We start from the raw sequence: 23150 nt of genomic DNA, 5'->3' as shown, positions 1-23150 counted from the left end.
TAGAAGAAGATTCGCTAATATTCCATCGGTGACGATTAAGCTTCGACGGTAACCGCCGTTCCGCTGACCGCTACCATGAGCATGCCTTCCCGCACGACCTCGTAATCCACGTCGACTCCGACGATGGCATTGGCGCCCATCCGCTTGGCCTGTTCGACCATTTCGGACACGGCGATGTCTCTCGCCTGCTTCAGCTTGTTCTCATAGGAGCCTGACCTGCCGCCGACGACGTCGGTGATCGAGGCCATGAAGTCTCGGAAAATGTTCGCGCCCATGATCGTCTCTCCGTTCACCATTCCGTAATAGGACGTAATTCTGTATCCTTCCACATTGGGCGTAGTCGTCACGAGCATCGCATGAGCCTCCTTGAAGATGTTGGGAACGCCCTCATTCTATCATAATGGTCGCCCGGACAACAACGAGAGCCGCCGGCGGAAGCCGGCAGCTCTCAAGGGTTGAATTCGGTCGGAGCTGAATCTTCCTCCACAGCGAATTCGTAATCGTCGATATCGAACACCTGGACCGGGATCGCGTTCTGAACGACCTTGTCCTGGAATTCGATGTGGTCGGTCAGAATCGGACTCTGCACTCTTAGCGACGTCAGCACGATCTCCGTCTCGATCGGGTCGAGCAGTTCGCCGTACTGCATGTTCTCGGCCGCGTTGACCACGACAAGGGTAACCATATCGTTGATCGGCAGCGGCGGGCTCTCCCGCCAAGGCGCGAGCAGCGAGCGCTCGAGTTTCTTTTTATTGAACGGATCTTCGAAGTAGGCGATCATCTCCCCGATCTTGCCTTTGACGTGTCGGTCGTCGTCCGGGTCGGGCATGACGGGCTCGTCGCTATCCTTCATATCGTACAATTCCATCACTGTCGAATACGGAATCCGGTATTCCACAGGCCGTTTCGGCAGAAGCAGCTGACCATATATGGCGATCATGACCGCCTCGATGACAAAACGCCTTTCCATTGTAGCCAGTCCCCCCTAGTAGCGGCAGAAAAACCTTCAGCGCATTGCTGTACATTATATCATAAATTCGCTTCAGACATGCCGGAGACGGGTATAATAGGCCGACATAAGGAGGCGTGCAGAATGACGTTGACGACGACGGGACGCAAGACGGCCGATCTCGAAGGACTGCAGCGCGCCGCCGAAGCCTGCAAGATCGACACATGCCGTGTCCGGATCGGCGGCGGCCCCGACGCGCAAACGCTCGATTACGCGCGCAACGCCCGTTCGGCGGAGCGGCTGCACAAGGTCAACTCGGTGACGAAAAGCGTGCTCTCGCTTCTCGTCGGCATCGCGCTCGAACGAGGCGAATTCCCGTCGCTCCATACGCCGCTCGCCGGCTGTCTGCCGCGCATCTCCGCTTCGCTCGGGCGAATCCGGCTTCATCATTTGCTGTCGATGACAGCCGGCATAGACTGGCCGGAGTGGGGCGCCTGGGGCGGTCGACCCAATCCGATGTGCGAATCGGACGACTGGGTCGGCTTCATTCTGGACAGACGGACGGCGACGAGGCCAGGCGTAGAAATGTCTTACAATTCGGGATGCTCGCATCTGCTTAGCCTCGTCTTGCAGCGGGAGTCCGGCATGACGGCCGAAGCGTACGCCGCCCGGCATCTGTTCGGACCGCTCGGCATCTTGGAATGGCAGTGGCACGCGGACCCGCAAGGCGTGTCGATCGGCGGCTTCGGCCTCGCTCTCCGCGGCGAAGACCTGTTCAAGCTCGGCCTGCTTATGCTGGCGCGCGGCAGATGGGCCGGCCGTCGCATCGTGCCTGAGGCCTGGATCGCGGAGTCCACCGTCGCCAGGCATCACACCTACGATTGGCTCGGTTCGTACGGCTATCACTGGTGGACGTTCACAGGCGGCGGAAGCGAGCCTTTGAAGCCGCACATCTATTATGCCATGGGCTACGGCGGTCAATTTCTGTTCGTCATTCCTGAGCGGGAAACCGTCGTCTCGTTTACAAGCGATTTATACCGCGAACCATTAAGGCCATTAAAGATTTTCTCCAAATGGATTGCAGGCGTACCTTACGGCTCGTAAATCATTTTGCGGGTCATGCCGCCGTCCACGACAAGATTCGTTCCGGTAACGAAGCCGCCCCCGGGGTCCGTTAAATAGAAGCAGGCCCTGACCACGTCCGACGGCTTGCCCACTCGCCCGGACGGATGCTGATCGTGATCGACCGGCCGCAAAGCGGCATAGTCCCCCGTCTCGATCCATCCCGGGCTGACCGCATTCACCGCGATGCCGTCCGGACCGAGCGAGAGAGCCAGCGCATGCGTCAAAGCCAGAATGCCGCCCTTGGATGCCGCGTACGCTTCCGAGTTCGGCTCGGATTGCAGCGCGCGCGTCGATGCGATGTTGACGATGGCCCCGCCCCCCGTATGCTTCATCGCTTTGGCCGCTTCGCGTCCGCACAGAAAGGCGCCGCGCAGATTGATGTTCATGACGCGGTCCCACTCCACGAGCGTCAGCTCGAGCGGCGACTTCCAGATGCCGATGCCGGCATTGTGCACGAGGACGTCGACGCGCCCCGTCCAATCCATGGCTTGCTCTACGATGCGCGCTGCCGCCGCGGCTTCGGACAGATCGGCCGCGATAAACAGCGCAGCGAGCCCCTCTCCCGCCAGCTGCGCTGCCAGCGCCTCGCCGTCCGTGCCGGGCATGTCGCTAAGCGCGACTGAAGCGCCAGCTTCGGCGTAAGCCCGCGACAGATGGCGCCCGATACCGCCGGCGGCGCCCGTTACGATGACCGTGCGTCCCGCGTACTTGCCCGTCATCGGGACTGCGCAAGACGCGACAGCCTTGCCGTGAGCGTCTCCCTCCAGCTGTCCGCGAGCGCATCGACCGCGAGCAGTCGTTGCATGCCTTCCCGGTCCTCTTTTCCCCGATGCATGACCCTGTTCGCTTCTTCTACCGTGACGCCGCCAAAGTCGCGCGATACAAGGAAGAGCTTGCCCGGTTCGACTGCGCCCGGCGACAGCACGCGGAAATAAAATCCGGTTTTCCCCGTATCGCGTACCATTGCCGGCAGATCGTCCACGCCCCACTTCATCGCCAGCTTCCAGCAGGGCACGCGCGGCTGGCTGATCTGAAGCGTCACTTCGCCGATTTTGAATACGTCGCCGATGCAAACTTGGGATTCGTCGATTTCGTCGATCGTGAAGTTCTCGCCGAATGCGCCGAATTCGAGCGACCTGCCAAGCCTCTCTTCCCAAAATGCATAATGACGGTACGGGTAGGCGCACACCGCCTTGTCCGGGCCTCCGTGATTGACGGTATCCGCCTGCTCGTCTCCCGACAGTCCTTCAAAATGGACGTCGACGGCGCTCGGCGCGCGTTCTTTATTGATGCCGGACTTCGCAATTTTGCCTTTGAACCGTCCCTCACTCGCCGCCCCTACGTTCACAGACAACAACGGGTAGACGCTGCCTGGCGCTATGTGCGGCGCCGTTAAATTCGACATCGCTCGAACCTCCTCGATTTGGGATTTGGAGTAGCTTTTTCGCCCATACGCCCTCGCCCGTAATACCTCGCCCCTACGCGCCCGATGCGTCAGGGGATGGATAAGGGACAATCGTCCTTGCCATGCTAAATCAGTGGGCCTTCGACGCCCCGGATTGGAGATGATTATCGATGACCACGTCGAAACGGAGAAAAGAAAGCGCATGGAAGAGCCGAAAAGAGCGCTCCCAAATCCGCCCGGCAAAGGCGCCGGAAGGACCATCGGAAGCGCCGCTTCAACCTTAATCGCAGCGCGCTGCATGACGGACGGTCCCCGGGAAGGGCGGCGGCTTTAGGAAATCTGGTTTTTCTCCGCGCCTGTGAGCCGTCTTCCCCGGACGGTCAGCACGGCCCGCCCGTCATGAAGGCCCCAGATCTCGTCCGCGAACTTCTCGGCCAGTTCCAGCCGATGCAGCGCGACCACGATGATCATGTTCTTGTCTTTTGCCTGCTGCTTCAGCATGGCCATGATGCTCTCCTGCGAATGAGGATCAAGTCCGGTAACAGGCTCGTCCGCCAGCAGCACCTCGGCGCCGTGCGCGATCGCCCGCGCGATCGCCACGCGCTGCCGTTCGCCGCCGCTCAGCTTCTCCGCCGGCTGGTGCGCCCTGTCGATCAAGCCCACGTTTTCCAGCGTCTCCATCGCGTCCATGTAGTCGTCGCTTCTCACCATGCCCGTCATCCGGCGGAACCAGGATACCTGACCGACCGCGCCGATAATAACGTTTTTAAGCGCCGTCTTTTTTTCGTACATGAGCGCCTTTTGCTCCAGATAAGCGATTTTTCGCTTCAGACGAAATCTGGCGAAGGCGCCGCCGGCAATCGCGTCCTTGCCGTCAATACGAAGCTCCCCGCTTGTCCAGGGCTCCTTAAGGCCGAGGCAGCGCAGCAGCATCGACTTGCCGCTGCCGCTCGCGCCTACGACCGCATAGAGCTTGCCCGGTTCCAGATGTCCATGGATGCCGTCGAGTACCTTTTTGCCTGTCGGCAGCTTGCGCGTGAGACCGATGATATGTATCATTCCCGTCCGATTGCCCCCTGACTATCATTCCTGCCTTTTTTCTAGTGTAATTCTTTACGGAACGGCTTTCCATACGAACAAACGTTTGGTATACTATAAACAAGAACATGCGTTCTACCAATCACAGTCAAAGGTGGGATGATGGATGGAGAACTGCGAACACCTCCGCTATTTGGAGCCTTCAAGGGGATCCCGGCCGTCACGAGATCTGACTTTCAAATTTTACGACAGCGGCCGTCTCGTGATCGTTGACAATGACAGCGGCAATACGATGAACCCCCGCGAGCTAAGCGGGGGCAGCTACGACTTTTATGTGCGTCAGCGGCTCGCCTTTATCAAGCGCGACCTCAAGTCCAAGATCGAGAAGTACGCATGAGCGTGCCGGGGCTCAGCCCCGGCATGCTGGCGCATGACGATCAAGGCAGGTTTTTGTCGATACCGTTCAAGCTGGGCGGCAGGCGGGACATCTTGTCCAGCTTCGTCGCCTGGCTTTTTCCGCGTCCTCCGGCTGTAATGCTCTTCGCTCCTGCTTTAGGTCCTTGATACGGCGGCATATCCGACTCACCTCCATAGGATGCTTCAATGATCGGGGCAGAGCCCGACTGCCCGATTAGGTTGCCCGCCCCGCGCATTTACAAACACCCTCCGGTTAGACATAATAAATTCATGCCAGCAGCACGACTTGACTTGCAAGCAGCCTGGCGCGGCAAGCTGACGAAGGAGCCACGGACATGAAGCAGAACATCCTGTTCGACCTGGACGACACGCTGATCCACTGCAACAAATATTTTCATTTCGTGCAAGAACAATTCGCCGACCTGATGACGACCTGGTTCGCGCCGTTCGAGCTGACCAAGCAGGCCGTGCTCGCCAAGCACAGCGAGATCGATATTGCCGGCGTGCAGATCGTCGGCTTCAAAAGCGAGCATTTTCCCCAGTCCTTCGTAGATACGTACCGCTATTATAGCGCCTTGCACGGTCGCTCCGAATCCGAGGGCGAAGAGACGCTCCTGTGGAAACTTGGGCTTAGCGTTTTCGAGCAGGAGACCGAGCCTTACCCCCATATGCACGAAACGCTCGAATCGCTCGCGGCCGCTGGCCATCAGCTTCACTTATATACGGGCGGTGATCCGGATATCCAGAAGCGCAAGATCGAGGCCGCCGGTCTGGAACGCTATTTTCGCGACCGTATTTATATTCGCCTGCACAAAAATGTCGAAGCGCTCAAGGAAATTTTGCACTCGCGCAAGCTGCGGATCGATCGTACCTGGATGATCGGCAATTCGGTCCGCACGGACGTCCTGCCCGCACTTTCATGCGGCCTTCATGCTATCTATTTGAAACAGGAACGCGAATGGGACTACAACGTGCTGCCGATCGCAGGCGCCAAGCCTAGCGGGGCGTTCCTCACGCTGTCCTCGCTTGGACAGGTACCGTCCGCGATCGCCTCGTTTTTGGCTCAGGGCTAAGGTCGGAGCTGAGCATGGGGCTAAAGCGGTGCGACTCGCGATTAGGGTCCGACGATTTGCCTGAAGCGCTCGAAGGCGGCGGCGTCCGCCCCGCCCGCGCAGGCGATCAGATGATAAAAGCTGTAAGGGAACTTGAAGGCATGGCCAAAATCCCAGGCGTCCCCGCTTCGATCCTTGTCCCAGAATTCGGACTCGGTCGGCAGCGAGGACGACGGCTGCGCCGGAGCGAGCGGCTCGCGGTCGACGGGCGAGTATAGCTTAACAGGGTCGCCGGGACGTATATTCCGGCTTGCCCGCAGCGCTTGAACCAGCTTGAACAGCGGCACAAGCCCCCTTTTGAACAAGTCAGGATATCCTAGCTCTTCAAGCGTGACCAGCGCATGCGAAAAGGTCAGCATGTGGCCGATCAGATCGTGATGGGCTTCCGCCTTGTAGATCGTCTCGAAGGCCGTCAGCTCTCGCAGGATGGCGCGCGAAAGCGCTGCGCCGTCTTCGATGGCTGCCGGGCCGTCCATCTCAGGCAGCGCCAGCGTCTTGACCTCGGACGTTTTGTAGCCGATCCAGGAGCGTCCGGGAATCTTCCCTTTAAAAGAACGGAGCAGCTCCGCCATTTCTTTTGTATCCTCCGGTTCGGCCCATCCGTCCAATTCGCGAATCGCCTTTAAACTTGCTGCCGCATAAATCGTGTTGTGACCGACCCAGTGCAAGCCGTCGATCGTCTCTTCCAGCGCCTGCGCAATCGCGCGTTCGCATTCGCTCGCACTGCGCATCGTTTTATTTTCCGATGCTGTCCGATCCGGTTGACAGCGGCCTGCCGGCTCTTCGAGATGTTCCGACACCATCCGATCGGCTTGATCGGCGATTTTGCGCGCGACATCGGCTTCCAGCCGATTTTCGGCGATAAAAAAATAAGCGGCGATCGCCGCCGCGCCAAAGTGTGCATCCCATATATCGCCCGTCCGCCGGCGGCATGATGCGATAACGGCCAGTCCCTTCTCTAAAAGCGCGCGATCCGTCATAAAAGTCCCGCCTCCTGTTGGTCCTTCTCCCGCTCTTGTCACCGGCCAAGCGATATTAATTTGTCGTAAATCGCGCGTACACCGTCCGACCATCGCGGGTCCTCCGCATAGGTCCGGTTCATCCAGGCGAACGGTTCTTCGCCTTCGGGTATGCCGGCCGCGAGCTTCGCTAGCAGCTTTGCCGCGATGCCCGACGAATCGCTAATGTTCGTATTGTACGTCTCCCAGCTGTTAAAGACGTTAAACGGATTGTTCGCGATTTGTTTCGCCTTTTTGGCGGACTTCGGGACGAAGCCCTGCTCTTGTCCGGCCACCGCGAACAAAAGCAGCGGATCGATGCCATGCCGGCGGGCGCTTTCGACGATCGCTTCGAAATATGGACGTTCGGCCAGCAACGAATTCCGGCCGGCAAGGTAGGTCCTCACCGCCTCCGTATCGAACGGCGCATATGCAAAAGGAGCCGAGTCATCGGTTTGATTGGGGGCTGGCTGAAAGGCTGCCTCGTCTGCGATAAAGTTGGAACGCGGCGATTGTGCTGCGCGATCGCTGCGCTGCATCGTCGCCAAGAGAATACCCGCAAGCGTAAGCAGCGTCATAGCCGCCAGAACTAGCGGCCGCAAGGCGGCTGGCGACAGCCAGCCTGTTCTAGGCGTGGCGCTGTCGTTGACGGCTGTATCGGCATGCGCAGCGTCGGCGTTAATGCCGCTTTTTGCTTTCAGGTTCGCGTTGCTCCGGGAGACGTTGATATGTGAAGCGCTATCAATTGACGTTGCGCGAGTAAAAAGCATTTCCGCCGGATCAGACCTCAATACAAGCCCCTGTTCGGTACGATCGGCAATCCGGTCCAGCGTCCAAACATCGTCCGTCCAATCGTTTAACCATCCCAGCAAGCTGATCGCATGCGCTTCGTCCGCAAGCGCCAGATCGCCGCAAACGCGCAGCACGTCGGTCGGGTAGACCTCTCGCTGCTCGCCAACGACGCAGGACGCCACCAGGCGGTCCGCCACGTCTGCCCGGAGCGCTTCCGGCCATTCGGGCAGACGCTTGCGAATCGTACGCACGATCGCATCGGCGATGATCTCCGCCTGATTGGCGGCGGGCATCGGCGCATATTTGGTTCGAACGTAACGCCTGATGACCGATACGTCTCCCGGCGTCAACAATGCAGCCCCTGCCATGATGCGTCTCGCCTCCTCCGCCCGATGCTTGCTTCCCGAGTCCGACTACTGCCTTCCATAGTTTAGCATAAGGCCGCGACCTGAAAAAGCGCGCTCGCGTGCGACCCGCCCCCGGCTCAAACTTAACGCGAAGCTGCTGCGATCCTAGCCTGCATCTCTTCGCTGCGAACATAGCGTTCGATCTGCTCTTTCTCGAACATCGTGAACTGGTACTCGCAATCGCACCCTTCGTCGAGCGCTTCGATCTGGATCGGGTGCCCGGCGTGCGTGCACACGACAAGCGCCGTCAGATCGATGACATCGTCCGGCAGCGGGGTTGACGCATCCACGCAAAGCCTAAGCTCCGCATCGATCCATTGTCCGTCGCGTCTGTCGACGCTTGCTTCGAATCCCGTAAACTTGAGCTCCCTTGGCAGATCGTCGCCGTATCGAAACATCGAATTCTCCTCCGTCCGCAATAAAGGGTCGTCACCCGCCGGCTTCGCATCGAAGACGAATCGGGTACGACCCTGAATTTATAAATGCCTGGCGCGTTTAACCTTAAGGCAGCATTGTCGAGCCCATCAGATAGCGGTCGACTTCGCGGGCTGCCTCGCGGCCTTCGTTGATCGCCCATACGATAAGACTCTGGCCGCGGCGCATGTCGCCGGCGGCGAACACTTTGTCGACGCTCGTCTTATACTTGCCGTAAGCGGCCTTTACGTTCGTTCTGCGGTCCGTCTCCAGGCCAAGCTGTTCGATAAGGGTCGATTCCGGTCCTTCGAAGCCGACGGCAACGAGAACGAGATCGGCCGGCCATACCTTCTCCGTACCGGGAATCTCCTCGTATACTTTGCGGCCCGACTCGTCGATATACCGGCGGATTTGCACGGTGTGGAGTTCTTTGACGTTGCCGTCTTCGTCGCCGACGAACTTCTTTGTCAGCACCGAGAATGCGCGAGGGTCTTCGCCGTACAGAACCTTCGCCTCTTCATGCGCATAATCGAGCGTGTACACGTTCGGGTATTCCGGCCAAGGGTTGTTGATCTGGTCGCGCGTGAGCGGCGCCTTGGCGTGCGTGCCGAACTGGGAGACGCTCGTGCAGCCGTGACGCAGCGCGGTAGCGACGCAGTCCGTACCCGTGTCGCCGCCGCCGATGACGATGACATGCTTGTCCTTGCCCGAAATGTAATTGCCGTCCTCGAGATTGGAGTCGAGATAGCTCTTGATCGTGCCGTTCAAGTAATCCATCGCCTGATGGATTCCCTTGAGGTTCGCGCCTTCGACCGGACCGAGCCCGCGCGCCTTCGTCGCTCCGCCGCACAGGATGATCGAATCGTACTCTTCCGCCAGCTGCTTGGCGGAAATGTCCTTGCCGATCTCAGTGTTGGTAACGAATTGAATGCCCTCTTCGGCGAGCAGATCGACGCGGCGCTGGACGATATGCTTCTCGAGCTTCATAGTCGGGATGCCGTAGGTGAGCAGGCCGCCCGGGCGGTCCGCACGCTCGAATACCGTCACGCTGTGTCCGGCCTTGTTAAGCTGAGCGGCTGCAGCCAGACCTGCCGGTCCGGAACCGACGACAGCGACGCGCTTGCCCGTACGCTGCTTCGGAGGCTGGGGCACCACCCAGCCCTCTTCGAAGGCACGGTCGATGATCGCTTGCTCGATCGTCTTGATCGTTACCGGATCGCCGATAAGACCGACGGTACAGGAACCTTCGCAAGGCGCGGGACAGACGCGGCCCGTGAACTCGGGGAAGTTGTTCGTCTTGGCCAGACGCTCGTAAGCCTCTCTCCACAGTCCGCGGTAGATCAGGTTGTTCCATTCGGGTATCAAATTGTTGACCGGGCAGCCCGATGCGCCGCCGGACAACTCCATCCCGGTATGGCAGTAAGGCGTGCCGCAGTCCATGCAGCGCGCCCCCTGGGTGCGCAGCTGTTCCTCGGAGAACATGCGGTGGAACTCGTTCCAGTCCTTGATCCGTTCAAGGGGGTCGCGATCGCTTGGCAGCTCGCGTTGATATTCCATAAATCCCGTAGGCGTCGACATCCCATTTCCTCCATCTGTCGGTAATTCGCGTGTCTGACCGGATCATCCCGCCGGGTCGGACACCGTTATATATGATAGACCATCTTACCTGACGATCCTTGTCATCAGAATGGATTATCCCCTCTATTGTTTGCACTTTCCGCTGCGCGGCGCTCGTAGACGACCATCTTAAAAGCGATCGGATTACGTTCGTTGGCCGCTTGTGACGCGCTGGATGCAACAATCCAGTCCGAGCGGTCGAAGGTCGGAAATACGGCATCGCCGTCCACATCCTCCGACAGCTCCGAGAGCAGCAGCCGGTCCGCATAGGGCAGCAGCTGCGCGTAAACGTCGGCGCCGCCGGCAACCATCAACTCGTCGGCGCCATAGCGTTCGAGCGCTTCCGCGACGGATCGGACAATGACGCAGTCTTCCGGCGCTTCGGTCATCGTTTTGGACAAAATGACATTGGTACGGCCGGCCAGCGGCTTGGGCAGCGAACGGAACGTCTTGCTCCCCATCAGTACGGGCTTACCCATCGTCTGGGCCTTGAAATAGGCCATCTCGTCCTTCAGACGCCAAGGCAGGGCGTTATCCGCCCCGATGACGCCGTTCTTCGCGACGGCGGCAATTAACGTGACGGACATGCGCCATCGCCTCCCTGCTATCGTTCATTTGTGTAACTATCATAACATACGATGCTCCGCGGCGACTATCAACCAAAAAACGACTGTTTTTCGACAAATCGCGGGCAGGATGCGCCGAGCTTAAATCGCTACAGGCGCCTTGATTGCCGGGTGATGCTCGTAGCCCTCAAATTCGAAATCCTCGAATTTGTAATCGAAAATCGAGTCGGGCTTGCTGCGGATGACGAGCTTGGGCAGCGGCAGCGGCTCTCGCGTGAGCTGCAGCTTCACCTGCTCGAGGTGATTGGCGTAAATATGGACATCCCCGCCCGACCAGATGAACTCGCCGACTTCGAGGCCGCATTGCTGCGCCACCATGTGGGTGAGCAGCGCGTACGAGGCGATGTTAAACGGCAATCCGAGGAACGTATCGACGGAGCGCATCGTCAGCATGCACGAGAGCTTTCCTTCCGCTACGTAAAATTGAAAGACGAAGTGGCACGGCGGCAGCTTCATGCGGTCAATCTCGGCGACGTTCCAGGCGCTGACCAGATGGCGGCGCGATTCAGGGTTATGCTTGATGGACTCCACGACCTGCGCGATCTGGTCGATCGTACGTCCGTCGGGCGTCTCCCATGCACGCCATTGCGAGCCGTAGACCGGACCAAGGTCGCCGTTCTCGTCAGCCCATTCGTCCCAGATAGAAACGCCGTTTTCCTTGAGATAACGAATGTTGGTATCGCCGCTCAGGAACCAGAGCAGCTCGTGTACGACGCTTTTCAAATGGATCCGCTTGGTCGTGACGAGGGGGAAGCCTTCCTGCAGATCGAACCTGAGCTGCCTGCCGAATACGCTGATCGTGCCGGTGCCCGTACGATCCCCCTTCTCCGTGCCTCGGTCCAAAATATCCTGTAACAGATCCAAATAATTACGCAAGAGACGTCTCACCTTTTCATTGTAACGTTGTTCCCCGATTGTATCATTTGTCCCGTCCATCTGTCGACGAGTAACGCTGGCTCCGACGCAGCTGTCGCTGCTCGTAGCGGGTTCGGGCGCTCTCGTGGAGCAATCGCTCCTCCTCGGTCTCGGGATAGACGCCGGGCACCGGCGCGGACTTGCCGTCCTCCCCGAGCGCGACGAACGTGCTGAACGCCGTGACCGTCAGTCTCCGCTCGCCCGTGAACAAATCCTCCGCGCGAACGACGCAGTAAATCTCCATCGAGCTGCGATGCGTCCAGGTCACGCACGCCTCGAGCTCGAACGCTTCGCCTACGCGAATAGGCGACAGGAAGTCGAGGCTGTCCTGAGACACCGTCACGACAGGCATATGGCAATGCCTCATTGCCGCGATCGTCGCTATTTTATCGATATATTGCATGAGCGTGCCGCCGAACATCGTACCGTGGTAATTCGTATCGCCTGGGAACAGCATCTCGGTCAGCACGGACCTGGACGCAGAGATCGGTTTGGGTGATGCGATCATCGTAAAGGTTTCCTCTTTTCTTGTGTCGGAGCGCTGGCAGAAGCGTCGCGTCTCGCTGTGCATGTGTTCCTTCATTATAACGCAAGCGCACTCCCGACGCCCGGCGCAATCAAAGAAAGCAGCCCCGGCGGGCTGCCTTATCTTCCGATCAGCGAGGAGAGCATCGTCAGAAATGAATAGCGAACCCGCTTCCGGCCGCTGCCTCCTAACCTGGCCTCATCGAAGCCTGCCGCTTCTTCCCGATGCCCGAGCTCCCGGTATTCAGCAAGCTTTTCGAGCGTGTATTGAATATCCAGCATAGTCGTGCGCCTCCCCTATTCCCGCCGCCTGCTTTTTCGCAATGCCAGCGCGTTTGATCGATGTCTTCATTATGCGATGTCCAAAAGAGGATAAAAAGCGTATAATGCAAGCAATCGATTTCCCCTTTTAACGTAAAAACAAACGGCGACATCATGGAAGGAGTTGGTTTAGGGTGCTGGCATCGGAACGGTACTTGACCCTTTTCGACCGGTATGGAAGCGGGCGCGCCTTGGGCGACCCGGTCGAGACAACGCTTGAGGAGCTGGCCGAGACCTTGTATTGCACGCCGCGCAACGCCAAGCTGGTGCTCAAAAAACTCGAGGAGGACGGCCTTATAGACTGGCTGCCCGGCCGAGGACGCGGCAACCGCTCCCGTATTGTGTTCAAAGCGGACAAAGAGCCGTTTTTATTCGAATTGGCGACCGGCAAGGCGGAGCGTGGCGACTACCGCATGTCGTTCGATCTCATCGCGAGCTTCGGCGAAGGCACCGACGTCAAGGGCCGGTTTATCGACTGGCTGAACGTGCGGTTCGGCTACCAAAAGGAAACGGTCAGGGGGCTCAGCGACTGCGACACGCTTCGGATTCCCGTCTACCGGCAGGTGCAGACGCTCGATCCGGCCTGCGCCAATTTCGCGTTCGACGGCCACCTGATGTATCACATTTTCGATCGTCTCGTCACCTTCGACGAATCGCTGGGCCGGATCGTACCGGGCATCGCGCACGCCTGGAACTCGAATCCCGCCGGCACGGAATGGACCTTTTTCTTGCGGAAAGGCGTGCAATTTCACGATGGGCGAGAACTGACGAGCGAGGACGTCGTTTTTACTTTCGAGCGGCTGCGGCAGCCCGGCGTGCCGAACAGCTGGATGATGCGCAGTCTGGCGAGCGTAGAGGCGATCGGGGCACGTACCGTGCGCTTCTCGCTCTCGCGGCCGAATCGGATTTTCGACCGGTTCCTGTGCGCTGCCGCAGCCTCCGTGTTGCCGAACGACTTGTGCGGCCTGGGCGAGGCATACTGGCGCCTGCCGATCGGAACCGGCGCGTTCCGGATCGTCACGCTGTCGCCCCATCGGATCGAGCTTAGCGCCAATACGGCTTACTATGCCGGCCGGCCGTTTCTCGATGTCGTAGACATCGTCATCATGCCCGAGGACTGCCGTGAACGTTCCACGATCGGAATGCCCTCCGTCATGCGTGCGCCGGCCGGCGAGGAAGAAGACCCCGGCCTGGATCCGCCTATGGACTGGCAGGCGCTCGCCAGACTGTGCAATGGGTGCACGATGCTGACCTGGAATACGATCAAAGACGGCTGGCAGCAAAACGAAGCGTTCCGAAGTGCCGTCCGCCTGATGCTCGACCCCGTGGCCATGCAGGCCGATCTCGGCGGGGAGCGTGCGCTCCCGGCCTACTGCATTCGGCCCGAGGACAGCTTGAAGTTCATTGCCAGGCCGGCGAGCGAGCCGCAAATCCGGGATGCGCTTCGCGCGTCGGGCTACGACGGAGAAACGCTCCGGTTGTTCGTCCACGAAAAATACGAGTTGGACGGTCAATGGATCGCGGCGCGACTAGAAAAATACGGCGTTCGCGTCGAACTGTTCGTGGCCGACTGGAAGCAGTCCGCCGATCCGGCCGTCATCACGAGCGGCGACCTCACCGTATCCGGCATTGTTCTGGCCGAGGACGAGGTTTGCGAGATCGACATGTACGAGCACGATGCCTGCTTGACCGGCGCTTATCTGAATGCGACGCTCAAGGCTTGGATCGTCGAGCGTATCGATCGTGCGCTGGCCGCCTACAGCGCCGAGGAGCGCCGCAGCCATATGCGAGAGATCGAAACGCGGTTGCGCGATGAATGCTATCTCGTCTTTTTGCACCATCGCCGTATGAGCACGCAAATGCATCCCTCCGTCAAGGGCGCGAGCTTCAGCCCGCAGGGATGGATCGACTTTAAGCAAATTTGGCTGGAAAAGATCGACTAAGCACCCGTCAACGCAAAAAGAGCGGCGGGCAGGTTGCTCTGCCTGCCGGGCAGGTTGCTCTGCGAGGGGCCGAGCGAGTTGCTCAGCGGGTAGCCGGGCAGGTTGTTCTGCGGGTGGCCGGCAGGTTGCTATGCGTGTGGCCAGCTGGTTGCTCTGCGAGGGGCCGAGCGGGTTGCTCTGCGAGGGGCCGGCAGGTTGCTCTGCGAGGAGCTGAGCGGGTTGCTCTGGACTGTCCTGCAGGTTGCTCTGTCGTTTGCTCATCAGGTTGCTCCTCCGCCTCAAAAGCCTGCAAATTTACATCCTTTTTCACAGTTGGATCGGTTTTAGGAGTAAATGCCTGCGTACGTGCATCTTTTGCAGTTCGAATCGCGCTTCGGAGGCGCTCATCGTTTTAAAAGCCTGCAAATTCGCATCTTTACGCGTACGGCAATCGGGATACGAAGCAAAGCCTGCAGATTCGCAGGCATTTGCCTCGCGCCCTTTTCCTAGTCTGATCGGATTTAATCGCCCCGTCCATTCGTTCGAAGCCCAGCGGTGGCTCAGCGGGTGACGTACACCTCAAGAAGATCATAGGCGGAAGGCCGGCTGCAGCCAGGCTACAACGTGCAGTTCGGAACCGAGAACCAGTTCGTGCTCGGCTACAGCGTCTATTAACGGCCGACCGATGTCCGAAGCCGCACCTGGATAGATAGAATCAAAACTTATGTGGGTGAGCTCCGGGCACTGTCATGGCGGACGCAAGGTATGGAGTCGAGGAGAACTACGCGTTCCTGGAGGACGTGCAAGTGCATGCACTTTGAAGGACGGCACCTACCGCAAAGAAGATAGCAGCTTCCAGGACAAGGCGAGCCTGGAGGTCGGATGGCTTTGCCTTGATCATATTCCGGTCAAATAATGAGCCATCCTAAAACGCAAAAGGGACGAAGCAGGAGATTCCCTGCTTCGTCCCTTTTGGTTATTTCGGCTTCATTTCAAGTTTTGCTTCAGCTTCAGAGGGGCTTATTAGACAGCCCCTCTGAAATGGCAAAGACTTATTTTTTCGGCGCGATCGTGTGGATCGGGTGACCCATCGCGAGCTCGGCCGCGTCCATCGTGATCTCGCCCAGTGTCGGGTGAGCGTGGATCGTCAGCGCGATGTCTTCGATCGTGGCGCCCATCTCGATCGCAAGACCGAGCTCGGCGATCATGTTGGACGCTTCGACGCCGGCGATTTGCGCGCCGACGACAAGTCCCGAGTCGACTTCGGAGATCAGCTTCAGGAAGCCGTCCGCGCCGTTCAGCGTAACCGCGCGGCCGTTGCCGCCGAACGGGAACTTGCTGGACTTCACGTTCAGGCCTTTATCCTTCGCTTCCTTCTCGGTGTAGCCGACGCTTGCGCATTCCGGATCGGAGAACGCGACGGCAGGAATGCACTTGTAGTCGACCTTGGAAGGCAGACCCGCGATCGCTTCGGCCGCCACCTTCGCTTCGTAAGACGCCTTATGCGCCAGCGCGGCGCCGGGCACGATGTCGCCGATCGCGAAAATGTGCTTGATGTTCGTGCGGCATTGGTCGTCGACTTCGATCAGACCGCGATCGGTCGTCTTGATGCCGATCAGGTCGAGGCCCAGCTCTCCGTCGGTGTTCGGACGACGTCCGACGGTAACGAGCAGATAGTCTGCCGTGACGGTCTTTTGTTCACCGCCGACTTCGTACGTCACGGTGACGTCCTTGTCGGTCTGCTCGGCGCCCTTGGCGAGCGCGCCGTTGACGATGTCGACCTTGTTCTTCTTGAGCTTCTTGACGACGAGATTGCTCATGTCCTTGTCGAAGCCCGGCATGATCGTGTCCGCGCCTTCGAGGATCGTGATCTCGGTGCCGAACTTGGCATACATCTGGCCGAGCTCGATGCCGATGTAGCCGCCGCCGATGATGACCATGCTCTTCGGCACTTCAGGAAGCGACAGCGCTTCGGTCGACGACAGGATACGTCCGCCGAACGGGAACGGCTTCAGTTCGATCGGACGCGAGCCCGTCGCGATGATGCAGTTCTTGAAGCGATAGCGAGGCGCCTCCTGGTCGTTGAACAGACGCGCTTCGTTTTCGTTGATGAACATGACTTCGCCCTGGAACATTTGAACCTTGTTCGCCTTGAGCAGCATCTCGACGCCGCTCGTCATCTTGTTGACGACGGAGTCCTTGTATCCTTGCACCTTGCCGAAGTCGACCTTGACGTTTTCGGCGGACAGGCCGTAATCTTCGGCATGCAGCATGGATTCGTAGTGATGCGCGGAGTTGATCAGTGCCTTGGACGGGATACAACCGACGTTAAGGCACACGCCGCCGAACTTGCCTTTATCTGCGATAATGACCTTCTGGCCGAGCTGTGCCGCGCGGATCGCCGCGACGTATCCGCCGGGCCCAGCGCCGATTACTAATGTGTCGATGTCCAGAGAAGCGTCTCCTACTACCATCGATTACACCTCCATGACGAGCAGCTCAGGATCGCTAAGCAGCTGTTTAATGTAGTTAACGAATTGTTGCGCGGTAGCGCCGTCGACGATGCGGTGGTCGAAGCTCAGGCTGAGCGCCATGACGGAAGCGGGCACGATCTCGCCGTTTTTGATGACCGGCTTCTGATCGATGCGGCCGACGCCCAGAATCGCGGACTCGGGGAAATTGATGACCGGCGTGAAGAACAGGCCGCCAGCCGAGCCGATATTCGTAATCGAGATCGTGCTGCCTCTCAACTCGCCTGCGCCCAGCTTGCCTTCGCGTCCGCGAGTAGCCAGATCCTTGATTTCCTTGGCGATATTCCAGATGTTCTTGCGGTCGGCGTCGAAGACGACGGGTACGAGTAGACCGTTATCCGTGTCGGTAGCGATGCCGATGTTGTAGTACTTCTTGAATACGATCTCGTTCGCGGCTTCGTCGATCATCGCGTTCATGACCGGGAACTCGCGCACGGCGGCGACGAGCGCCTTGACGATGAACGGCAGGTAAGTCAGCTTAACGCCCTTCTTCTCGGCGAATGCCTTGGAACGGTTGCGCAGCGCGACGAGCGCGGTGACGTCCACTTCGTCCATCAGCGTGACGTGCGGCGCCGTATAGACGGACTTGACCATCGCATTCGCGATTGCCTTGCGGATGCCCTTGAACGGCACGCGCTCTTCGATGCCAGGACCGGACTGCGCGGCACGGGCGGCAGGTGCGGCCGAAGGTGCGGCAGCAGGCGCTGCGTCCGCGGATGGGGCTTCGCTCTTCGCAGGCGCTCCGCCTTCGGCAAAGCCGGCGACGTCCTCGCGGGTGATACGGCCGTTTTTGCCGGTGCCGGACACGTCCGCGATCGCGACGCCCTTTTCGCGGGCGAACTTGCGTACGCTAGGCGTAGCCAGCACGAGTGCGGCATCCTTGGCGGCAGGCGCAGGCGCTGCGGCTTCGGCAGACTTGGCGCCTTCGGCTGCGGTCTCTTGCGCCGGCGCCTGGGCAGGCTGCCCCTTCAAGTCCGCACCGCCTTGCGCGGACGCGGCTTCGCCGCTGTGGCCTGAAGGCTCGGCGGCGTGGCCGCTGTCTGCTTGCTCCGGCAGCTCGCCTTCGGCATCGATGATGGCGACGACTTCGCCGACGCGCATCGTCTGGCCGTCTTTGCCGAACACTTCCAGCACCTTGCCGTTGACCGGGCAAGGCACTTCCATGATGGCCTTGTCGTTCTGCACTTCCATTAGAATATCTTCATCGGTCACGGCTTGTCCGGGCGCGATGTGCATTTTGACGATCTCGCCCTCATGCAGGCCTTCGCCGAGCTCCGGGAACCGGTATTCAAATCTAGCCATGCGCTATCCCTCCTTCACTTTAGAACTGAAGCGTTTGGTTGACGGCCTTCACGATACGTGCCGGCGTCGGCAGCCAGGCGTCCTCGACCAGCGCGAACGGATAAACCGTGTCCGGACCCGCGACGCGGAGCACAGGCGCCTCCAGGTGGAGAATCGCCTTTTCATTGATCTGCGCGATGATCTCGGCGGCGGCGCCGGAGGTCTTCTGCGCTTCTTGGACGACGATCGCGCGGTTCGTCTTCTGGATGGAGGCGACGATCGTATCGATATCGAGCGGCACGAGCGTGCGCAGGTCGATGACTTCCGCAGACACGCCGTTTTTAGCAAGCTCGTCGGCTGCCTTGATCGCGGTGTGCACCATCAGTCCATAGGCGATGATCGTAATATCCTTACCCTCGCGAACGACGTTCGCCTTGCCGAGCGGAACCGTGTACTCGCCTTCGGGCACTTCGTCCTTGAACGCGCGGTAAAGGTTAAGATGCTCCATGAAAAAGACCGGATCGTTGTCGCGGATCGCGGAGATCATCAAGCCCTTGGCGTCTGCGGGATTCGAAGGCACGACGACCTTGATGCCAGGCGTCTGGATCGCCAGACCTTCGAGCGAGTCGGTATGCAGCTCGGCCGCCTTGACGCCGCCGCCGAACGGCGTACGGAAGACGATCGGCGCGTTGTAGCGGCCGCCCGAACGGTAGCGCAGGCGTGCGGCCTGCACGAACATTTGGTCGAGCGCCTCAAATATAAAACCTACGAATTGAATCTCGGCAATCGGTCGGAAGCCTTGCGTGGCGAGACCGACAGCCAGACCGCCGATCGCGGATTCGGCCAGCGGCGTATCGAATACGCGCTGCTCGCCGAACTCGGCTTGAAGACCCTCCGTCGCGCGGAAGACGCCCCCGACCTTGCCGACGTCTTCGCCGAAGAGCAGGACGCCGGGGTCGCGCTTCAGTTCGACGCGCAATGCGTCCTTGATCGCTTCAATCATGTTCATTTGCGCCATTGGAATTTGTTCTCTCCCATCTAGAGGATGACGGCCGCGAGAAGAAATGCGGCTGTACCGTATATATTGAACGGACCGGCTTTAAGCAGGCCTGTACCGGGGTCGCCGGACGAAGACGCGTCCGCACGCAGCCTCGGATATCGTTGTCGTTTAGAACACTTAGAAATCGGCTTTTTGCTCTTCCAGATGTGCGGGCGTCGTCTCGAACATCGAGTCGATCAGCCCCGCCACCGTCATCTTCTCGGTCTGCTCGGCCTTCTTGATATGCTCGTTGACCGCAGCCTTGGCTTCTTCCTTGACGCGAGCCGTGTCCTCTTCCGACCACAGGCCCTTCGATTCAAGGTATTTGCCGAAACGTACGAGCGGATCGCGAAGCGCCCACTCCTGCTCTTCTTCCTTCGTGCGGTACTTGGTCGCGTCGTCCGACATCGAGTGCGGACGGAAGCGATAGGTGACCGCTTCGATCAGCGTAGCGCCGCCGCCTTCGCGGGCGATCTCGGCAGCTTCCTGCACGGCGGAGATAACCGCCAGCACGTCCATGCCGTCGATCTTCAGGCCGCGGATGCCCGCCGCGAGCGCCTTATGCGCGATCGACTGAGCAGCCGTCTGCTTGGCGAATGGCGTCGTGATCGCGTAGCCGTTGTTTTGCACGAAGTAAATGACCGGGAGCTTGAACGAGCCGGCAAAGTTCATGCCCTCGTAGAAGTCGCCTTCGGAGGAGCCGCCGTCGCCGGTGTAGGTGATAGCGACGCGCTTTTCGTTCTTAAGCTTGAAGCCCATCGCCACGCCCGTCGCGTGCAGGATCTGAGCGCCGATAATAATCTGCGGCATCAGCACGTTGACGCCTTCCGGAATCTGGCCGCCGTGCTGGTGGCCGCGGGAGTACAGGAACGCCTGATACAGCGGCAAGCCGTGCCAGACGAGCTGAGGCATGTCGCGATAGCCCGGGCAAATGAAGTCTTCCTTGGTTAACGCGTATTCGCTGCCGACCATTGTACCTTCCTGGCCGGATACCGGCGCATAGAAGCCCAGGCGTCCTTGACGGCCCAGGTTAACCGCGCGGTCGTCCCAAGTACGCGTGAACACCATGCGGTACATAATTTCCTTTAATTGCTCGTCGGTCAGGTTAGGCATTGCTGCCGCATTGACGACTTCGCCTTCGGGGGACAATACCTGTAGCGGCGTTACGTCTTCCGAATGCACAATATGCGCTGCTTGCTGCTCCGGCTTGGCCGGTGCGTCCAAAGAACCTTTGCTCATTGTTACATCTCCTCGTCATGAATTGTGGAAGAGGGGTTTCTGTTATAGAATTATTATATAGCTGCCCTAGTGGTTTGGTCAAAGCAAAAAAGGCATATTTATTGAATTCTTAACAGTTGAAAGCGCACTATGTTTCTAGTACAGTTTCATTATTATTGTATAACACATTAATACAAATCCCGAGCGGCCGTCCTTAAAATGGCAGGCGCGGCAACGAACATTCCTATGTTTTGCCCATGCCGGGGCGCTGTCATACCCGAATCGGGTCCAAGAAAGGAACGATGTCCAATGTCCGATTCACCTGTCCGCAGAACCGTCGTCAAACATACGATTCCCAGCAATTACCTGTCATCCGGCGAACGCGCGGTCCGTTTCTATTTCCCCCCGGGGTACCAGGAATGGCTCAGCTATCCGGTCGTTTATTGCCAGGACGGAGAAGATTTTTTCAATTTCGGCAGAATCGCCACCATCTCCCATGGCCTCATCCTCGAGGAGAGCTGGGAACCGTTCATCATCGCCGCCGTAGACGTCGACAAATCGGTCCGGACCGAGGAGTATTTGCCGGGCAGCGTGCGGCATGAAGCATATTTGAACTTTTGGACTAGCGAGCTCGTTCCTTTCGTCGAGAAAAACTTCGCCGCCCGCCCTTCCGCCGACGCGCGCCTGCTCGCAGGGGATTCACTCGGCGCAACCGTGTCGCTGGCTATCGCCATTCGGCGTCCGGACCTGTTCAATCGGCTACTATCGTTGTCCGGTGCCTACTACGGAGCATCGATCGCTCAGATGAAGGAGGCAGGCGACCTGTCCTGGCTGTCCGCCTGGATGACGGTAGGTCTGCAGGAGACCGCCTACGAAACCGAGCGCGGCACGCATAATTTCGTCGAATTGAACCGCGCGGCGAAGCGGATCCTCGAGAGCAAGGGCGCTTATGTCGATTACCGGGAAAAAGACGGCGAGCATAAGTGGGGCTTCTGGCAGAAGGAACTGCCGGAGGCGCTCGGCGCTTTTCTCGGCCCGAAGGCGCATATGTAAAAAGCGGCCAATCGGTGCGTTCGCCCCGCTTTTGTGCAGCCGCGCATCAGCCCCCTCTCTTTGCGCCTTCAGCTCTCCAAGCAGTCAGCAAGACGACCGCTAAGACAAACACAAACGGGACGAGGCAGAAATCGCATCTGCTTCGTCCCGTTCATTTTGACTGTATGGACAATCGCGGCTTAAATCGCCGCCGTCTTTATTTTGCCCGCTTCAAGCAGATGCGCGAGGAGCCTGTCGCTCGCTTCGCTGATCAGCTCGTACGTCTCTTCGAAGTCGCCCGTATAGTAGGGGTCGGGCACGTCCGTCAGACGCGCGCCGGGTACAAACGACAGGAAACGAACGACCTCCGCCTTCGTGTCGCTCCCGAGCGCTTCGCGTATTGCAGCCACGTTGCTCTCGTCCATCGCGACGAGCAGATCGAAGCGTTCCCCGTCTTCCGCCCGGATGCGGCGCGCCAGCATGCCTTCATAAGAAATGCCTTGACCGTCCAGAATGCGCCGCGTTCCTTCGTGGGGCGGCTTGCCCATATGCCAATCGCCCGTGCCGCAGGAGTCGATCTCGATCGAGCCCGCGAGCCCCGCCTTTTCCGCCCGGTTCCGGAATACCGCCTCTGCCATCGGCGAGCGGCAGATGTTGCCCAGACAAACGAACAATACGCGATACATGATTACAATCCCTTCCCTTCATCCGCAGCCGAGCCTTCGTAACCGCCGTATGCAAGCAGCTTGCGGCGAGGCAACCGCCATTTATAATGAACCGACAGCATCCGCATCGTAACTGTAACGGCGAAAAGCGCGAGCAGCGCCCAGGCCACCCGTATAGGCCCGATCCCCACAGCCAGACCCGCGAGCAGCGCCCAGACCGCGTAGATCTCGTCGCGAAGCACAAGCGGCTTGCGCCCGGCCATAATGTCGCGTATCATCCCCCCGCCGATGCCGGTCATCATCGCGGCTACCATGACGGCGCTGACGGGCAGCCTGGCCTCTACGGCATACAGCGCCCCTTGAATCGCGAAGGCAGCCAGTCCGATCGCATCGAAAAACGCCTCGCTTTTTTTCCAATGGTAAATCCATGCGGTCGGAAGCACGAACACGATAACGATCGAAAAAACCGCCGTTTTCAGCAGAAGCCCCTGACTCCAAAGCGTCGTGACGGGTACGCCGATAAGCAAATTGCGCACGACCCCGCCGCCGAACGCGGTTACGAGTCCGAGCACGAATACCCCCAGCATGTCGTAATGCTCCTCCATCGCGACGATCGCGCCGCTCACGGCGAAGGCGATGGTGCCGATGATGCTGAACCATTCAAATACATCCAAAGTCAAAACGATAACCCCCGGCCGTTTCTCTAGTGGAGGCGGCGCCGCGCATGCAGAGCCATGAACCGCCTCATCTATTGTATCGGCAACCACATACGGCCCGCAACGGAGAATTTGAACCAAAAAG

Annotated in this window: 25 protein-coding genes; 5 read left to right on the top strand and 20 right to left on the bottom strand. The window is 59.2% G+C overall.

The features are described from left to right. Nucleotides 1-35: 35 nt before the first annotated feature. Together KB449_RS12085 and KB449_RS12080 are read right to left on the bottom strand one after the other, a co-directional pair. The gene (locus KB449_RS12085) at nt 36-353 is read right to left on the bottom strand and encodes a YbjQ family protein (RefSeq protein WP_282908613.1); all 318 of its coding nucleotides are present in this window, start codon (nt 351-353) and stop codon (nt 36-38) included. Nucleotides 354-448: 95 nt separating this feature from the next. After that, entirely contained in the window at nt 449-970 is a 522-nt protein-coding gene (locus KB449_RS12080) for an ADP-heptose synthase (RefSeq protein WP_282908612.1), read from the bottom strand. A gap of 123 nt (nt 971-1093) precedes the next feature. Between KB449_RS12080 and KB449_RS12075 the strand changes: the two genes are divergently transcribed. Continuing rightward, nucleotides 1094-2053 carry a serine hydrolase domain-containing protein gene (locus KB449_RS12075; protein ID WP_282908611.1) on the top strand — a complete coding sequence of 320 codons (960 nt, stop codon included), beginning with the start codon at nt 1094-1096 and terminating at the stop codon, nt 2051-2053. Here the strand turns inward: KB449_RS12075 and KB449_RS12070 are convergent. The 3 genes from KB449_RS12070 to KB449_RS12060 form a co-directional block, all read right to left on the bottom strand. After that, complete coding sequence (locus KB449_RS12070; RefSeq protein ID WP_282908610.1) at nt 2041-2793, bottom strand: SDR family NAD(P)-dependent oxidoreductase; 753 nt, start codon at nt 2791-2793, stop codon at nt 2041-2043. The two genes, KB449_RS12075 and KB449_RS12070, sit on opposite strands and share 13 nt — an antisense overlap. Continuing rightward, nucleotides 2790-3479 carry an MOSC domain-containing protein gene (locus tag KB449_RS12065; protein WP_282908609.1) on the bottom strand — a complete coding sequence of 230 codons (690 nt, stop codon included), beginning with the start codon at nt 3477-3479 and terminating at the stop codon, nt 2790-2792. Before KB449_RS12065 ends, KB449_RS12070 begins: the two co-directional genes overlap by 4 nt. A gap of 330 nt (nt 3480-3809) precedes the next feature. Further along, a complete protein-coding gene (locus KB449_RS12060) occupies nt 3810-4538 on the bottom strand; it encodes a phosphonate ABC transporter ATP-binding protein (protein ID WP_282908608.1) in 729 nt (242 codons plus the stop codon). Nucleotides 4539-4779: 241 nt separating this feature from the next. Here KB449_RS12060 and KB449_RS12055 point away from each other — a divergent pair, with 241 nt between their 5' ends. Beyond that, the gene (locus KB449_RS12055) at nt 4780-4914 is read left to right on the top strand and encodes a hypothetical protein (RefSeq protein WP_282908607.1); all 135 of its coding nucleotides are present in this window, start codon (nt 4780-4782) and stop codon (nt 4912-4914) included. A 40-nt stretch (nt 4915-4954) separates the two neighbouring features. Here KB449_RS12055 and KB449_RS12050 read toward each other — a convergent pair whose 3' ends face one another. Beyond that, on the bottom strand, nt 4955-5092 hold the full coding sequence (locus KB449_RS12050; protein WP_177244219.1) for a hypothetical protein: 138 nt from the start codon (nt 5090-5092) through the stop codon (nt 4955-4957). Nucleotides 5093-5269: 177 nt separating this feature from the next. Here KB449_RS12050 and KB449_RS12045 point away from each other — a divergent pair, with 177 nt between their 5' ends. Further along, nucleotides 5270-6007: an HAD family hydrolase gene (locus KB449_RS12045; protein WP_282908606.1), complete on the top strand. Its 738-nt coding sequence runs from the start codon at nt 5270-5272 to the stop codon at nt 6005-6007. Nucleotides 6008-6048: 41 nt separating this feature from the next. Here KB449_RS12045 and KB449_RS12040 read toward each other — a convergent pair whose 3' ends face one another. From KB449_RS12040 to KB449_RS12005, 8 genes are all read right to left on the bottom strand, one after another. Further along, on the bottom strand, nt 6049-7026 hold the full coding sequence (locus tag KB449_RS12040; protein ID WP_282908605.1) for a hypothetical protein: 978 nt from the start codon (nt 7024-7026) through the stop codon (nt 6049-6051). A 38-nt stretch (nt 7027-7064) separates the two neighbouring features. Next, nucleotides 7065-8204: a lysozyme family protein gene (locus KB449_RS12035; protein ID WP_282908604.1), complete on the bottom strand. Its 1140-nt coding sequence runs from the start codon at nt 8202-8204 to the stop codon at nt 7065-7067. Nucleotides 8205-8326: 122 nt separating this feature from the next. After that, nucleotides 8327-8641 (bottom strand): hypothetical protein, encoded by a 315-nt coding sequence (locus KB449_RS12030; protein ID WP_282908603.1) that lies wholly within the window; start codon nt 8639-8641, stop codon nt 8327-8329. 103 nt (nt 8642-8744) lie between these two features. Next, nucleotides 8745-10235, bottom strand: a complete 1491-nt coding sequence (locus KB449_RS12025) for a glutamate synthase subunit beta (RefSeq protein WP_282908602.1) — start codon at nt 10233-10235, stop codon at nt 8745-8747. Nucleotides 10236-10339: 104 nt separating this feature from the next. After that, on the bottom strand, nt 10340-10861 hold the full coding sequence (locus tag KB449_RS12020; protein WP_282908601.1) for a dihydrofolate reductase: 522 nt from the start codon (nt 10859-10861) through the stop codon (nt 10340-10342). A 120-nt stretch (nt 10862-10981) separates the two neighbouring features. After that, complete coding sequence (gene thyA / locus KB449_RS12015) at nt 10982-11776, bottom strand: thymidylate synthase (protein ID WP_282908600.1); 795 nt, start codon at nt 11774-11776, stop codon at nt 10982-10984. A gap of 43 nt (nt 11777-11819) precedes the next feature. Then, nucleotides 11820-12323, bottom strand: coding sequence for an acyl-CoA thioesterase (locus KB449_RS12010; RefSeq protein ID WP_282908599.1), 504 nt, complete (start codon nt 12321-12323; stop codon nt 11820-11822). 137 nt (nt 12324-12460) lie between these two features. Then, a complete protein-coding gene (locus KB449_RS12005; protein WP_282908598.1) occupies nt 12461-12622 on the bottom strand; it encodes a hypothetical protein in 162 nt (53 codons plus the stop codon). A gap of 173 nt (nt 12623-12795) precedes the next feature. On the opposite strand from KB449_RS12005, the gene KB449_RS12000 reads away from it, so the two are divergent. Continuing rightward, nucleotides 12796-14604 (top strand): SgrR family transcriptional regulator, encoded by a 1809-nt coding sequence (locus KB449_RS12000; RefSeq protein ID WP_282908597.1) that lies wholly within the window; start codon nt 12796-12798, stop codon nt 14602-14604. A gap of 1031 nt (nt 14605-15635) precedes the next feature. Here KB449_RS12000 and lpdA read toward each other — a convergent pair. The 4 genes from lpdA to pdhA all read right to left on the bottom strand — a co-directional run bounded on the left by lpdA (nt 15636) and on the right by pdhA (nt 20673). Further along, nucleotides 15636-17057: a dihydrolipoyl dehydrogenase gene (lpdA, locus tag KB449_RS11995; protein WP_282908596.1), complete on the bottom strand. Its 1422-nt coding sequence runs from the start codon at nt 17055-17057 to the stop codon at nt 15636-15638. A gap of 3 nt (nt 17058-17060) precedes the next feature. After that, nucleotides 17061-18416: a dihydrolipoamide acetyltransferase family protein gene (locus tag KB449_RS11990; RefSeq protein ID WP_282908595.1), complete on the bottom strand. Its 1356-nt coding sequence runs from the start codon at nt 18414-18416 to the stop codon at nt 17061-17063. A gap of 19 nt (nt 18417-18435) precedes the next feature. After that, the gene (locus KB449_RS11985; RefSeq protein ID WP_282908594.1) at nt 18436-19413 is read right to left on the bottom strand and encodes an alpha-ketoacid dehydrogenase subunit beta; all 978 of its coding nucleotides are present in this window, start codon (nt 19411-19413) and stop codon (nt 18436-18438) included. Between the two features lie 159 nt (nt 19414-19572). Continuing rightward, complete coding sequence (gene pdhA, locus KB449_RS11980; RefSeq protein WP_282908593.1) at nt 19573-20673, bottom strand: pyruvate dehydrogenase (acetyl-transferring) E1 component subunit alpha; 1101 nt, start codon at nt 20671-20673, stop codon at nt 19573-19575. A gap of 288 nt (nt 20674-20961) precedes the next feature. Between pdhA and KB449_RS11975 the strand changes: the two genes are divergently transcribed. After that, nucleotides 20962-21705 (top strand): alpha/beta hydrolase, encoded by a 744-nt coding sequence (locus KB449_RS11975; protein WP_282908592.1) that lies wholly within the window; start codon nt 20962-20964, stop codon nt 21703-21705. Between the two features lie 179 nt (nt 21706-21884). Here KB449_RS11975 and KB449_RS11970 read toward each other — a convergent pair whose 3' ends face one another. Both KB449_RS11970 and KB449_RS11965 read right to left on the bottom strand, forming a co-directional pair. Beyond that, nucleotides 21885-22370 carry a low molecular weight protein-tyrosine-phosphatase gene (locus tag KB449_RS11970; protein ID WP_282908591.1) on the bottom strand — a complete coding sequence of 162 codons (486 nt, stop codon included), beginning with the start codon at nt 22368-22370 and terminating at the stop codon, nt 21885-21887. A gap of 2 nt (nt 22371-22372) precedes the next feature. After that, a complete protein-coding gene (locus tag KB449_RS11965) occupies nt 22373-23023 on the bottom strand; it encodes a trimeric intracellular cation channel family protein (RefSeq protein WP_286672386.1) in 651 nt (216 codons plus the stop codon). Nucleotides 23024-23150: the final 127 nt, after the last annotated feature.

This window comes from Cohnella hashimotonis (genome assembly GCF_030014955.1).
Classification (GTDB): Bacteria; Bacillota; Bacilli; order Paenibacillales; family Paenibacillaceae; genus Cohnella; species Cohnella hashimotonis.
The sequence above is the reverse complement of the archived record's forward strand: the minus strand, read 5'-3'. Positions and strand labels throughout refer to the sequence as shown.

Excerpts from the sequence above, each read along its gene's own strand:
- KB449_RS12085 (WP_282908613.1), bottom strand. The coding sequence starts at position 353 with ATGCTCGTGACGACTACGCCCAATGTGGAAGGATACAGAATTACGTCC.
- KB449_RS12080 (WP_282908612.1), bottom strand. The coding sequence starts at position 970 with ATGGAAAGGCGTTTTGTCATCGAGGCGGTCATGATCGCCATATATGGT.
- KB449_RS12075 (WP_282908611.1), top strand. The coding sequence starts at position 1,094 with ATGACGTTGACGACGACGGGACGCAAGACGGCCGATCTCGAAGGACTG.
- KB449_RS12070 (WP_282908610.1), bottom strand. The coding sequence starts at position 2,793 with ATGACGGGCAAGTACGCGGGACGCACGGTCATCGTAACGGGCGCCGCC.
- KB449_RS12065 (WP_282908609.1), bottom strand. The coding sequence starts at position 3,479 with ATGTCGAATTTAACGGCGCCGCACATAGCGCCAGGCAGCGTCTACCCG.
- KB449_RS12060 (WP_282908608.1), bottom strand. The coding sequence starts at position 4,538 with ATGATACATATCATCGGTCTCACGCGCAAGCTGCCGACAGGCAAAAAG.
- KB449_RS12050 (WP_177244219.1), bottom strand. The coding sequence starts at position 5,092 with ATGCCGCCGTATCAAGGACCTAAAGCAGGAGCGAAGAGCATTACAGCC.
- KB449_RS12045 (WP_282908606.1), top strand. The coding sequence starts at position 5,270 with ATGAAGCAGAACATCCTGTTCGACCTGGACGACACGCTGATCCACTGC.
- KB449_RS12040 (WP_282908605.1), bottom strand. The coding sequence starts at position 7,026 with ATGACGGATCGCGCGCTTTTAGAGAAGGGACTGGCCGTTATCGCATCA.
- KB449_RS12035 (WP_282908604.1), bottom strand. The coding sequence starts at position 8,204 with ATGGCAGGGGCTGCATTGTTGACGCCGGGAGACGTATCGGTCATCAGG.
- KB449_RS12030 (WP_282908603.1), bottom strand. The coding sequence starts at position 8,641 with ATGTTTCGATACGGCGACGATCTGCCAAGGGAGCTCAAGTTTACGGGA.
- KB449_RS12025 (WP_282908602.1), bottom strand. The coding sequence starts at position 10,235 with ATGTCGACGCCTACGGGATTTATGGAATATCAACGCGAGCTGCCAAGC.
- KB449_RS12020 (WP_282908601.1), bottom strand. The coding sequence starts at position 10,861 with ATGTCCGTCACGTTAATTGCCGCCGTCGCGAAGAACGGCGTCATCGGG.
- KB449_RS12010 (WP_282908599.1), bottom strand. The coding sequence starts at position 12,323 with ATGATCGCATCACCCAAACCGATCTCTGCGTCCAGGTCCGTGCTGACC.
- KB449_RS12005 (WP_282908598.1), bottom strand. The coding sequence starts at position 12,622 with ATGCTGGATATTCAATACACGCTCGAAAAGCTTGCTGAATACCGGGAG.
- lpdA (WP_282908596.1), bottom strand. The coding sequence starts at position 17,057 with ATGGTAGTAGGAGACGCTTCTCTGGACATCGACACATTAGTAATCGGC.
- KB449_RS11990 (WP_282908595.1), bottom strand. The coding sequence starts at position 18,416 with ATGGCTAGATTTGAATACCGGTTCCCGGAGCTCGGCGAAGGCCTGCAT.
- KB449_RS11985 (WP_282908594.1), bottom strand. The coding sequence starts at position 19,413 with ATGGCGCAAATGAACATGATTGAAGCGATCAAGGACGCATTGCGCGTC.
- pdhA (WP_282908593.1), bottom strand. The coding sequence starts at position 20,673 with ATGAGCAAAGGTTCTTTGGACGCACCGGCCAAGCCGGAGCAGCAAGCA.
- KB449_RS11975 (WP_282908592.1), top strand. The coding sequence starts at position 20,962 with ATGTCCGATTCACCTGTCCGCAGAACCGTCGTCAAACATACGATTCCC.
- KB449_RS11970 (WP_282908591.1), bottom strand. The coding sequence starts at position 22,370 with ATGTATCGCGTATTGTTCGTTTGTCTGGGCAACATCTGCCGCTCGCCG.